We start from the raw sequence: 12217 nt of genomic DNA, 5'->3' as shown, positions 1-12217 counted from the left end.
CGTTTTCAGTTATCCCCGTGCAGGAGCCTTCATGAAACTAGAAGCCGATGTCTTGAACCTGGAAAGCCTTGCCCATGGCTTCTTCACACGTCAGGGCGGCGTTTCCGATGGCATCTATGCCTCGCTCAATATCGGCCTCGGTTCGGACGACACCCGTCACAGCGTTCTGGAAAACCGCAAGCGGGTTGCCGACAGCCTTGGCGTTGCAAGCTCCCGGCTGGTGTCCCCCTACCAGATACATTCCGCGGACGTGATAACGGTCAGCGCGCCTTTCGAAGACGGAGCGAACCGGAAGGCGGACGCGCTTGTTTCGGCAACGCCGGGACTCGCGCTTGGCGTTGCCACGGCCGATTGCGGGCCCGTGCTTTTTGCCGACCCGGACGCCGGTGTCATCGGCGCGGCCCATTCCGGATGGAAGGGCGCGGTCAACGGCGTTCTCCAGAACACCGTTGCCGCCATGGAAGCCCTTGGTGCCGAGAGAAACCGGATCATCGCCGTTCTCGGCCCGACGATCTCGCAAAAGGCCTATGAGGTCGGTCCGGAATTCCAGCAGCGGTTCATGGAGGAGGACACCGGAAACGAGCGATTTTTCATTCCCTCCGAAACACCGGGCCATTTCATGTTCGATCTTCCCGCCTTCATCACGGCGCGGCTCGAAGCGCTCGGACTGCAGACCGTCGCCGACCTCGGCCTGTGCACCTATGCAGACGAAGAGCGCTTCTATTCCTACCGCCGCACCACCCATCGCCGGGAACCGGATTACGGCCGCCAGATCAGCGCAATCGCTCTCACATAGGACCCCGCCATGGCTCTTCACTTTTCAGAGGCAGAATTCGCCAGCCGTTTCGACAGGCTCAAGGCGGTCATGGAGACCGAAAAGCTCGACGCCATGCTGCTCTTTGCACAGGAAAGCATGTACTGGCTGACCGGCTACGACACCTTCGGCTTCTGCTTCTTCCAGTGCCTCGTGGTCACCAGCGACGGCCGCAAGGTGCTCCTGACCCGCTCGGCGGACGAGCGGCAGGCCAAGCACACCTCCAACATCGAGGACATCCGGATCTGGATCGACCGCGGCTCCGCCAGCCCCGTGGGCCAGCTCAAGGAATTGCTGTTCGACATGGACCTGCTCGGCAGCCGGCTGGGGATCGAGTACGACACCCACGGCATGACCGGCAAGATCGCTCTCCAGATCAACGGCGAGCTGTCCAGTTTCGCCGACATCAGCGACGCCTCGCCGCTTGTTCCCGAGCTGCGCACCGTCAAGAGCGACGAGGAAATCGCCTATGTGCGCAAGGCGGCCGAACTGGGCGACAAGGCCTATTACGCCGCCCTCGACGAAATCCGCCCCGGTGCCGACGAGGGCCGTATCCTGGCCGCCATGCAGGGAACGATTTTCGAAGGCGGCGGCGACTATCCCGGCAACGAGTTCATCATCGGGTCCGGCAGGGACGCGCTCTTGTGCCGGTACAAGGCCGGGCGCCGCAATCTATCGGACCAGGACCAGATCACCCTGGAATGGGCGGGGTGCTACCGGCACTACCACGCCGCCCTGATGCGCACCGTCGTCATCGGCACACCGACCGACCGCCATCACGAGATGTACACGGCCGCCCGCGAAGCGCTCGCCGCCGTGGAAACCCAGCTCGTGCCGGGGCGGACCTTCGGAGACGTGTTCGACGCCCACGCGGAGCGCATGGACCACCACGGCATGATGCCTCACCGGCTGAACGCCTGCGGCTATTCCCTCGGCGCAAGGTTCACGCCGAGCTGGATGGACATGCCGATGGCCTACAAGGCAAACCCGGCCGAAGTGAAACCGAGCATGGTCATCTTCATGCACATGATCCTGATGGACTCGATCTCCGGAACCGCCATGACGCTCGGCCAGACCTACCTGACCACCACCGGCGCCCCGGAAAGCTTATCCACGCTGCCTCTCGACCTGCCGGTCAAGTCAGGCTAAACCATTTGCAACATTGCGGCCCGGCTTGTTTGAGTCTCTTTTTTCGGCGGCTGCAGCCAACTTGAAACTGACCACGAGAGCCAGGCCTGCGCATGCGAAATCCGTCCAGACCGAAATCGTCCCTTTCCCTACGCCTTCTGGCAATTGTCCTGGCAACGGCGGGTCTCGTCGCCTGCCAGGCCGCCCCGCAGCCTCCCGGACCGATCGCAACGACGGTGACGGCTCCCTCCATTTCCGGGCAGGTGGACCCGGAAGCCGGCGTTACGCTGGCCTTCGAACCCTTTACCGGAGCTCCGGGCAACATTGCCGACGAACTGTCCGAGTTCATTGGCGCGGAAGCCCGCAAGCAGGGCATCACGCTGGTCCGCCGGGTCGGCGCGGCCGCCACCTACCGCGTCAACGGCTACCTGTCGGCCACCGGCCAACCGTCCAACGGCACCGTGTTCTACGTCTTCGACATCGTGGATGGCAGCGGCCGTCGCCTGAAGCGAATCTCCGGTACCGAAGACACGGGCGGCGCATCCGGCGACCCCTGGCAGGCGGTCGGATCCGGCACCCTGTCTCGGATCGCCAATCGCTCGATGGTGGAAATCAAGGCCTGGCTCAACCGATAATGAACTGCCTGGCCAGGGAATTACGGCAAAGCGTCATAAAAAATTGAAAAAAGCGGCGGTTTGTCCAGAACGGCTGTTGTCGTTCCGTTGCTTGGTTGTTACAACGCCGCCGCCTGCCGAGGGATCCCGTCAGGGGCTCACGGCGTCCGGCACTTGACTTACGACATAGGCCCTTTCCGCGTGTTTGCTTTGGTTCGCCGCCAGCTGCAAGCCCGGTGTCGCACCAGAAGGACTTGCGGCTCATGAAGATCGTCGCGGGCAATTCCAACCGAGCCCTGGCTGAGGAAATATCCAAATATCTGGATGCCCCTCTGGCCAAATGCCAGGTCCGGCGGTTTGCCGACCAGGAAATCTTCGTAGAAATCCAGGAAAACGTGCGCGGTGAAGACGTCTTCGTCGTGCAATCGACCAGCTACCCCGCCAATGACCACCTGATGGAGCTGCTCATCATCATCGATGCGCTCCGCCGGTCGTCGGCCCGCCGCATCACCGCCGTGATCCCCTATTTCGGCTATGCCCGCCAGGACCGCCGGGCTTCCGGCCGGACACCGATCTCGGCCAAGCTGGTCTCCAACCTGATCACCGAGGCCGGTGCGGACCGCGTCCTGACGATGGACCTGCACGCAGGACAGATCCAGGGCTTCTTCGACATTCCGACGGACAACCTGTTCGCCGCGCCGGTCATGACCCGCGACGTCAAGGAGCGTTACGCCACCGACAACGTCATGGTCGTGTCGCCCGATGTCGGCGGCGTGGTCCGGGCCCGCGCGCTCGCCAAGCGCATCGAGGCACCGCTTTCCATCGTCGACAAGCGCCGCGACAAGCCTGGAGAGTCGGAAGTCATGAACATCATCGGCGATGTGAACGGCTATGATTGCATCCTCGTCGATGACATCGTCGACAGCGGCGGCACCCTGTGCAATGCCGCCGAGGCCCTTCTGTCCAAGGGCGCCAAGTCGGTGACCGCCTATATCACCCATGGCGTCCTGTCCGGCGGTGCCGTTGCCCGCGTCACCTCGTCCAAGCTCAAGGAACTGGTGATCACCAACTCCATCGAGCCGACCGCCGCCATCACCGCCGCCGCCAACATCCGGGCCATCTCGATCGCCCCGCTGATCGGCGAAGCGATCAACCGCACGGCCCTGGAAAAATCGGTCTCGAGCCTCTTCAACTGAGATTGACGCTAGAGCATTTCAAAAGCGCCGGCCCGTCCGGCGCTTTTTTGTTTTGCGCGGAGATGACCCTGTGGAGGTGTTGCGGCCTTTGAACCGCGAAACGCGAGAAGGGCGTCCAGTCACGTAACCTGCCACCCAAAAATTTTCCCATTTGATCAAAAAATCAGCCTTTCACCACCCTGCCCAGCTTGTGGGCACGCATATTTTGTGTTCAAATTTTTCCGCAAAATACTTCCGAGGGATTTCAGATGCTCAGCTCAAAACCGTTTTCCAGGGTCCGCAGGACCCTGCTCTCGGCCGCCCTGGCCGTCACAGTCACCGCCGGTCTCGGCCATGTGTCCGCAGAGGCCGCCGACCCGATCAAGGTTGCCGCGATCTACACCGTCCCGGTTGAACAGCAGTGGGTCAGCCGCATCGACAAGGCACTGAAAGCCGCCCAGGAGCGCGGCGAAATCACCTATACCTTCTCCGAAAACGTCGCCAATACCGACTATGAGCGCGTCATGCGCGAATATGCCGAACAGGGCATGGATCTCGTGGTCGGCGAAGCCTTCGCCGTGGAGCGTGCGGCCCGCAAGGTGGCCGCCGAATATCCGGAAACAGCCTTCCTGATGGGCTCCTCCTTCGGCCCGGCCAAGCCGAATTTCGCCGTCTTCGACAACTGGATCCATGAGCCGAGCTATCTCTCGGGCATGATCGCCGGCGCCACCACCAAGTCCAACGTGATCGGCATGGTCGGCGGCTACGCCATTCCGGAAGTCAACCGCCTCATGAACGCCTTCATGGACGGCGCCCTGTCCGTGAATCCGGACGTGAAGTTCCTCGTGACCTTCATCAACTCCTGGTACGACCCGCCCAAGGCCAAGGAATCCGCCTTCGCGATGATCGACAAGGGCGCCGACATTCTCTACGCGGAACGTTTCGGCGTCTCTGATGCGGCCAAGGAAAAGGGTATCCTTGCCATCGGCAACGTTATCGACACTGCCGGCGACTACCCGGGCACGATCCTGTCTTCTGCCCTGTGGCATATGGAACCGACCATCGACAAGGCGGTTGCCGCTGTTGTCGACGGCAGCTTCGAGCCGGCCGATTACGGCCCCTACAGCTTCATGTCCTATGGCGGCGGCAGCTTCATCGTCGACGAAAGCCTGGCACCGGCCGACGCGGTCGCGGCGACCAAGGAAAAGGAACAGGAAATCCTCGATGGCCTGTTCCGCGTCAACGTCAATGACAGCGAACCGAAATCCACCATGTGATGGTGTCTGCCGGCGGCCGGGAAACTGATTTCCGGCCGCCGGTCCTTCCCTGCCGCGCGACAGGCGTGGTCCCAAGAACCCGATTTCCGGAGCTCCGCATGACGGAACCCGTTGAGGAGGACGGCATCGTTCTCCGGCTGGACGGCATCACCAAGCGGTTCGGTGCCCTGACCGCCAATGGCGACGTTTCCCTCGACCTCAGCCGGGGCGAGATCCTGGCCCTGCTGGGGGAAAACGGCGCCGGCAAGACCACCCTGATGAACATCCTGTTCGGCCACTACGTTGCCGACGAGGGACGCGTCCTTGTCAATGACGGCGGCGGCAGGCTGGTCGAGCTTGAGCCCGGATCCCCGCATGCCGCGCTGGAGACCGGCATCGGCATGGTCCACCAGCATTTCACGCTTGCCGAAAACCTCAGCGCGCTCGACAACATCCTGCTTGGAACCGAGAGCCTGGCAGCGCTCGCCTCCTCCCGTGCACCGGCGAGGAAAAAGCTGGAAGAGCTGATGGCCCGCTCGGGCCTGACCGTGTCGCTGGACACCCGTATTTCCCAACTCTCCGTCGGCGAGAAGCAGCGGGTCGAAATCCTGAAGGCGCTTTACCGCGACGCCCGTGTGCTTGTCCTGGATGAGCCGACCGCCGTGCTGACGCCCCAGGAAAGCGAAACCCTGTTCGCGACCTTGAAGAAACTCGCCGAAGACGGCCTCGGCATCATCTTCATCTCGCACAAGCTGGCCGAGGTGGTCGCCTCCTCCCACCGGGTTGCGGTGCTGCGCGGCGGCCGCAAGGTCGCGGATCTTGCCACCGCGGAGTGCGACCAGCGCAGGCTCGCCGAACTGATGGTCGGCCACGAGATCGTCGAGACCGTGCGCACGCCCGGCGCGCCCGGCGCTTCCCTGTTCGTTCTGAAGCGCGTCAGCGCCGGACACGGCCGTGACGCGCTGCACGGTGTCGATCTCGATCTCAAGTCCGGCGAAATTCTCGGCATTGCCGGTGTATCCGGCAACGGCCAGACCACCCTCGCCCGCGTCATTTCGGGCCTTGAAACACTGACATCCGGCACGGCGACCCTTGAGACCACGCCGCTCAGCCATGCCGGTGCGCGGACAATGATCGACAGCGGCCTTGCCCGCATTCCCGAGGACCGCCATCACGACGGCATCGTCGGCGCGATGAACGTTACCGAGAACCTCGCCATCGAGACCATCCGAAAACCGGAAAACCAGCGTTTCGGCCTGCTCAGGTTTGCCGCCATGCGCGAACGGGCAAGGCAGCTGATCAAGGCCTATGACATCCGCTGCCAGAGCGAGGACAGCCCGGCGCGTCTGCTGTCGGGGGGCAACATCCAGAAGATCGTGCTGGCGCGCACCCTCGAATCCGAACCGAAGGTCGTGCTCGCGGCCCAGCCCTCGCGCGGGCTCGATGTCGGCGCCACCTTCGACGTGCACCAGCGCCTGCTCGCCGCGCGCGATCGCGGCGCCGGCGTTATCCTCATTTCGGAAGACCTGGACGAACTCATGCGCCTGTCCGACCGCATCGCCGTGATCCATCGCGGCCATCTCTCGGCCGCCGAGGCAACCGAAGCCCTCGACCGCGGCACGCTGGGCCTTCGAATGGCCGGGCACGGCGGGGAGGAAGCCGCATGATCCGCTTCGAGCCGAGAGGCCCCGTCCCCGTTTCGCGCATGCTGGCCGTGTCGGTCGCGGCCGCTGTCGCCGCGCTCGTTCTCGCCGCCATTCCCATGGCCTTCGCGGGCCTCTCCGTCTTCGGCGCCTATGGCCTGATGGCCAAGGGCGCGTTCGGTTCTGTTTTCGCCTTCACCGAGATGCTGACCCGGGCCACACCCCTGATCCTGACCGGGCTCGCCGCCGCGGTCGCCTTCAAGGCGAAGCTCTGGAACATCGGCGCGGAAGGACAGCTCTATGCGGGGGCGCTTGCCGCCGTCGCGGTCGGCACCGGGCTGGTGTCCGGTCCTTCCTATGTGCTCATCCCGCTCGTCGTGCTGGCAGGGGCCCTGGCCGGCGGCCTGGTCATGCTTGGCCCGACGCTCCTGAAGACCCGTCTCGGGGTCGACGAGGTGGTCACCACGCTGCTGCTCAACTTTGTCATCCTGCTGTTCGTGCAGATGATGCTGGAAGGCCCGATGCAGGACCCGATGGGCATGGGCTGGCCGCAATCCGAACCGATCCTCGACGAGGCCGCCCTGCCCAAGCTGATGGCAAGGATGCGCATTCACTGGGGTCTCGTTCTCGCTCTCGCCGCTTCGCTCGGGATCTGGTTCCTGCTCAAGCGCACCGTCTGGGGATTTGAAATCCGGGCCGTCGGCGAAAACGCCGCCGCCGCGCGCCATGCCGGCATCCCGGTCACCGCGACCTTCGTGCGCGTCGGCCTGCTCTCCGGCGCGCTTGCCGGTCTGGCCGGTGTCGGCGAAGTCGCCGGTTTGAAGGGATACCTCACCGCGGACCTGTCGCCCGGTTTCGGCTATTCGGGCATCGTCGTGGCGATGCTGGCCGGTCTCTCGCCGGTCGGCGTCGTGCTGGCCGCGCTGTTCATTGCCAGTATTTTCGTCGGTGCCGATTCCATGTCCCGCGCCACCGGTGTTTCCAACTATCTCGCCGACCTCATCGTCGCGATGGCGCTGCTCTGCGTGCTGGTATCAGGCCTGTTCCTGAGGTTCAGGATCCGCCTTGTCGGCGGCCCGGCCGCGAAGGAGGCCGCCGAATGACCGAGATCCTCGACATCCTCGTCTCGGCGAATTTCTGGGCGGCCGCGCTCAGGATCGCCACTCCACTGATCTTCGGCGTCATCGGCGCCCTCGTCTGCGAACGCGCCGGGGTTCTGAACCTCGGCATCGAGGGCATCTTCACCGCTGGCGCCATGGCGGGCTGGATGGCCGTCTGGCTCGGCGCGGGTCTCTGGGGCGGCGTTCTGGTCGCGGCCATGGCGGGCGCCTTTTTCGGGCTGATCCACGCGGTCCTGACCGTGCCGCTCGGCCTCTCCCAGCACGTGTCGGGCATCGGCGTGACCCTCTTTGCCACGTCGCTCAGTTATTTCATCTACCGGACCGCCCTGCCGGACGTTTCCTCGCCGCCGCGCATCGAGGCGTTCCAGCCGCTGGACATCCCGGTCCTCAGCGACCTGCCGTTCATCGGCCCGGCCCTGTTCCAGCAAACGGCGCTGACATTCCTGGCCCTGGCCCTGGTGATCGCAACCGCCTACGTGCTCTACCGCACACCGCTCGGCCTGGCGATCCAGGCGGTCGGCGACAATCCGGCGGCCGTCGAATCCCAGGGCCTGTCCGTCTATGCCATCCGCATGGGCACGGTTGTCGCGGGATCGGCGATCATGGCGCTTGGCGGCGCCTTCCTGACCATGTCCGCGTTTGACGCCTTCTTCTTCGGCATGGTCAACGGCCGCGGCTGGATCTGCATCGCGCTGACCGTGTTCGCCTCCTGGCGGCCCGGCAAGGCCCTGATCGGCGCGCTCCTGTTCGGCGCCTTCGACGCCTTCCAGGTCCGTCTGCAGACCGAGGTCGGCAGTTTCATCCCGGGCCAGGTGTTCCTGATGATGCCCTATCTTCTGTCCATCGCCGCGCTCATTGTGGTGGCCCGCAAGGCCGACTATCCGCGCGCGCTTCTGGTACCCTATTTCCGCGGCCAACGCTGAGACATCCAAAATGAGCTTCGACCTTCTGATCAAGAACGCCAATCTGCCCGACGGCCGGCACGGCCTCGACATCGCCTGCAAGGACGGCCGGATCGCGGCGGTCGAAGCCGGGATCGATGCGGAGGCCGGCCAGGTGATCGACGCCGGTGGCAAGCTCGTCTCGCCGCCCTTCGTCGACAGCCATTTCCACATGGATGCCACGCTGTCCCTTGGCCTGCCGCGCATGAACCGCAGCGGCACGCTCCTGGAAGGCATTGCGCTCTGGGGAGAATTGAAGGAGATCCTGACCGTCGAGGCGGTTGTCGAACGGGCGCTCAGATACTGCGACCTCGCGGCCTCGCAAGGGCTGCTGGCGATCCGCTCCCATGTCGATGTCTGCGACGACCGCCTGACCGGGGTCAAGGGCCTGCTGGAGGTGCGCGACAGGGTGAAGGACTATATCGACCTGCAACTCGTCGCCTTTCCGCAGGACGGTCTCTACCGCTCCCCCAATGCGGAGAAGAACCTTCTGACCGCCCTCGACATGGGCGTCGACATTGTCGGCGGCATCCCGCATTTCGAGCGCACCATGCAGGATGGCGCAAGGTCCGTCGCACGGCTGTGCGAAATCGCCGCCGAGCGCGGCTTGATGGTCGACATGCATTGCGACGAGACCGACGACCCGATGTCCCGCCATATCGAGACCCTGGCCTTCGAGACCCAGCGGCTCGGGCTTCAGGGCCGGGTCGCCGGTTCGCACCTGACCTCCATGCACTCCATGGACAATTACTACGTCTCAAAGCTGCTGCCGCTGATCGCGGAAGCGGAAATTCACGCGATCGCCAACCCCTTGATCAACATCACGCTGCAGGGCCGTCATGACAGCTATCCGAAACGGCGCGGCCAGACCCGCGTGCCGGAACTGCGGTCCCACGGCGTCAACGTGGCCTTCGGCCATGATTGCGTGATGGATCCCTGGTACTCCATGGGCTCCGGCGACATGCTCGAGGTGGCTTCTATGGGGCTGCATGTGGCCCAGATGACCAGCCGCGAGGCGATCCGCTACTGCTTCGACTGTGTGACCGCACATCCGGCCAGGGCCATGGGGCTCGAGGGCTATGGACTGGAAAAGGGCTGCAAGGCGGACTTCGTTCTCTTGCAGGCCGAAAACCCGATCGAGGCGATCCGCCTGAAGGCAACACGCCTGGCGGTCGTCAAGGGCGGCAGCGTCATTGCCACAACACCGGCGCGGGAAGCGAAGCTCTCCCTGCCCGGGCGGCCCGGGACGGTCGATCCGGCGGCCTATGCCCCGCATGAAGGATGAAGCGAACCGGTCGTCCGATCCGGTCCGGCCGAGGGTCTCCAGGCAAGTCCGGCCAAAGGCGGCCGGACCGGTTTTCAGGCGGCGGAGACCGCGTTCAGGAACCGGTCCACGGTCCCGCGAAGCGTGTTGGTCCGGTCCGTGACATGGGTGGAGGCCGACAGGACCTTCCCGGCTGACGAACTGGTCACCTGAGCCTTTTCCGAGATTGTCGTGATGTTGCGGGTGACTTCCTGCGTCCCCTTGGCAGCTTCCTGAACATTGCCGGAAATCTCGTTGGTCGCAGCCCCTTGCTGTTCAACCGCCGCAGAGATCGTGCCGGTATATTCGTCCACCTGGCTCATCGTTTCCGTGATACCGGCAATGGCAGCGACCGCTTCCTTGGTGGCAGCCTGCACCTCGGCGATCTGGCCCTCGATTTCCTCGGTTGCCTTTGCCGTCTGGGTCGCCAGTTCCTTGACCTCGGACGCAACGACGGCAAAGCCGCGGCCGGCGTCTCCCGCGCGTGCCGCCTCGATGGTGGCATTCAGGGCCAGCAAATTGGTCTGCTCGGCAATGGCGGAAATCAGGTTGACCACATCCCCGATCCGCTGCGCGGCATCGGCCAGGCCCTCGATCTTGCTGTTGGTCTGGACCGCGGCTCTCGATGCCTCCTGAACGATCTCGGCGGTCGACAGCACCTGGCGGCGGATCTCCTGGATCGAGGCGGACAATTCCTCCGAGGCGGATGCAACGGTCTGCACGTTGGTGGATGCCTGTTCGGACGCTGCCGAGGCACTTGAGGCATCGCCCGCCGTTTCGTCGGCCAGACCGTTCATTTCCTCGGCGGCCTGCCGCATCTGTTCGCTGTTGCCTTGCACGGCGTCCAGCATCTCCGTCACTTCGGACCTGAATCCGGCAATCAGCTCAGCCACCTGGGCCGCCTGTTTTGCCTGGGCGGACGCAACCTCTTGCTGCTCCGTTTCCAGCCGTTCGCGCTCAAGCGCATTCTCGCGGAAGACTTCAACCGTCGCTGCCATGGCGCCGATTTCGTCAACCGCCTTCTGGGCCGGTACCTCGACCGTGGTGTCGCCCTCGGCCAGTCGGCCCATCACCTGACCAAGACGCATGATCCGGCCGGACAGGCTGCGTGCCATCAGCACACCGACGACACCGGCCGTGGCGGCGCAGGCGATCGCGATCGCAAGGATCCAGCTCCTGAGCGATGTGAGCGGTGCAAGCACTTCCCCGGCGGCCTGAACCACGACGAGCGCGTAGCGGTTGCCCAGGGCCGAGAACGGCACCATCGCGGCAAAGACATCCTCACCGCCGTAATTCGCAAGTCGCTGGAAGTCGGCACCGTCCGACATCACCGACATCACCTCGGGGGCGTCCATGCCCTCTGCCAGCAGTTCGGAAACGTCCGGGGTCCGCCCGCTGTCGTTGATGACGAGCCCGTCTTCGTTGAGAAGAAAGATATTGCCTGTTTCGCCAAGCCCGGCGTAGTTGCCGAGAAGGGCATTCAGCTTGTTGACGGGTGTCTGGTAGGCGACCATGCCGATGGTCTTGGAGCCGACCTGCACCGGCGCCATCCAGAAGCCGGACGGCTGCCCGTCGGCACCCGGGTAGCGCACGGGATCAAAGCTCAACAGCTCTGTTGCGCTGTTGGAGGACAATTGCTGATAGCCCTTGGCCAACGGCGTCCCGGCCCAGCCGTCAGACTGGACGTTGACTGCGAAATCCGAACGTTTGCGGACGCTGTAGATAATGTCCCCAGCCAGATTGATCAGCAGGATGTCCGGGTGATCATTCGCGTCGGCATAGTCCCGCAGGGAACTGTGGTGCTTCGCATGCGCCTTGTCGTAAGGCTTGCGTCCGGCCTTGACGAGCTGGTCCCGTTCGTTCGGCGGATGCGGATTGTCGGTGACATAGATTTTCGTCAGCGTGTCGGCGGCCTTGTCCCCGTATTTGGACCAGGCCTTGTCAAAGTCACTGAACGCGGCACGCAGGGCCTTGCCTTGAACATGCGCGCCGATGGCGACTTCCTTGCTCCGGTAGAATTCCGCCAGGTTGTCGCGGCGGCTTTCCGCGAGTGCTGTCAATCGCTGCTCCGCCTGACCGCGAACCGTGTTGGCTCCGGACATGTAGCTGGCAAGCCCGACCCCGCCAGAGCACAAAAGCGCTATGCCAAGGACCAGGGCTGGAAGTTTCACGGAAACCTTCAAGGCATCCTCCCGGAAGATGCGGGAAAGAAAGTCTTTCCC

General features: G+C 64.0%; 10 protein-coding genes. 9 read left to right on the top strand and 1 reads right to left on the bottom strand.

Annotation, left to right across the window (positions count from 1 at the left end):
* Positions 1–31: 31 nt before the first annotated feature.
* From pgeF to O6760_RS15505, 9 genes are all read left to right on the top strand, one after another.
* On the top strand, positions 32–796 hold the full coding sequence (gene pgeF / locus O6760_RS15545; RefSeq protein ID WP_269580626.1) for a peptidoglycan editing factor PgeF: 765 nt from the start codon (positions 32–34) through the stop codon (positions 794–796).
* A gap of 9 nt (positions 797–805) precedes the next feature.
* Positions 806–1963, top strand: a complete 1158-nt coding sequence (locus O6760_RS15540; protein ID WP_269580625.1) for a M24 family metallopeptidase — start codon at positions 806–808, stop codon at positions 1961–1963.
* Positions 1964–2055: 92 nt separating this feature from the next.
* Positions 2056–2577: a hypothetical protein gene (locus O6760_RS15535; RefSeq protein WP_269580624.1), complete on the top strand. Its 522-nt coding sequence runs from the start codon at positions 2056–2058 to the stop codon at positions 2575–2577.
* A 242-nt stretch (positions 2578–2819) separates the two neighbouring features.
* On the top strand, positions 2820–3752 hold the full coding sequence (locus tag O6760_RS15530) for a ribose-phosphate pyrophosphokinase (RefSeq protein WP_269580623.1): 933 nt from the start codon (positions 2820–2822) through the stop codon (positions 3750–3752).
* 248 nt (positions 3753–4000) lie between these two features.
* On the top strand, positions 4001–5008 hold the full coding sequence (locus tag O6760_RS15525; RefSeq protein WP_269580622.1) for a BMP family protein: 1008 nt from the start codon (positions 4001–4003) through the stop codon (positions 5006–5008).
* Positions 5009–5106: 98 nt separating this feature from the next.
* A complete protein-coding gene (locus O6760_RS15520) occupies positions 5107–6654 on the top strand; it encodes an ABC transporter ATP-binding protein (protein ID WP_269580621.1) in 1548 nt (515 codons plus the stop codon).
* Complete coding sequence (locus O6760_RS15515) at positions 6651–7733, top strand: ABC transporter permease (protein WP_269580620.1); 1083 nt, start codon at positions 6651–6653, stop codon at positions 7731–7733. Before O6760_RS15520 ends, O6760_RS15515 begins: the two co-directional genes overlap by 4 nt.
* Positions 7730–8674, top strand: coding sequence for an ABC transporter permease (locus O6760_RS15510; RefSeq protein ID WP_269580619.1), 945 nt, complete (start codon positions 7730–7732; stop codon positions 8672–8674). Before O6760_RS15515 ends, O6760_RS15510 begins: the two co-directional genes overlap by 4 nt.
* A gap of 10 nt (positions 8675–8684) precedes the next feature.
* A complete protein-coding gene (locus O6760_RS15505) occupies positions 8685–9977 on the top strand; it encodes an amidohydrolase family protein (RefSeq protein WP_269580618.1) in 1293 nt (430 codons plus the stop codon).
* A 74-nt stretch (positions 9978–10051) separates the two neighbouring features.
* On the opposite strand, the gene O6760_RS15500 is transcribed toward O6760_RS15505, so the two are convergent.
* Entirely contained in the window at positions 10052–12166 is a 2115-nt protein-coding gene (locus tag O6760_RS15500) for a methyl-accepting chemotaxis protein (RefSeq protein ID WP_269580617.1), read from the bottom strand.
* Between the last annotated feature and the right edge of the window lie 51 nt (positions 12167–12217).

It is taken from the genome of Roseibium sp. Sym1 (genome assembly GCF_027359675.1).
In the GTDB taxonomy this organism is placed as follows: Bacteria; Pseudomonadota; Alphaproteobacteria; order Rhizobiales; family Stappiaceae; genus Roseibium.
Note: the sequence above shows the minus strand (reverse complement) of the source record. Positions and strands in the feature narration are given on the sequence as shown.

Coding starts and splice junctions, on each gene's coding strand:
- O6760_RS15530 (WP_269580623.1), top strand. CDS start 2,820: ATGAAGATCGTCGCGGGCAATTCCAACCGAGCCCTGGCTGAGGAAATA.
- O6760_RS15535 (WP_269580624.1), top strand. CDS start 2,056: ATGCGAAATCCGTCCAGACCGAAATCGTCCCTTTCCCTACGCCTTCTG.
- O6760_RS15520 (WP_269580621.1), top strand. CDS start 5,107: ATGACGGAACCCGTTGAGGAGGACGGCATCGTTCTCCGGCTGGACGGC.
- O6760_RS15540 (WP_269580625.1), top strand. CDS start 806: ATGGCTCTTCACTTTTCAGAGGCAGAATTCGCCAGCCGTTTCGACAGG.
- pgeF (WP_269580626.1), top strand. CDS start 32: ATGAAACTAGAAGCCGATGTCTTGAACCTGGAAAGCCTTGCCCATGGC.
- O6760_RS15505 (WP_269580618.1), top strand. CDS start 8,685: ATGAGCTTCGACCTTCTGATCAAGAACGCCAATCTGCCCGACGGCCGG.
- O6760_RS15525 (WP_269580622.1), top strand. CDS start 4,001: ATGCTCAGCTCAAAACCGTTTTCCAGGGTCCGCAGGACCCTGCTCTCG.
- O6760_RS15515 (WP_269580620.1), top strand. CDS start 6,651: ATGATCCGCTTCGAGCCGAGAGGCCCCGTCCCCGTTTCGCGCATGCTG.
- O6760_RS15510 (WP_269580619.1), top strand. CDS start 7,730: ATGACCGAGATCCTCGACATCCTCGTCTCGGCGAATTTCTGGGCGGCC.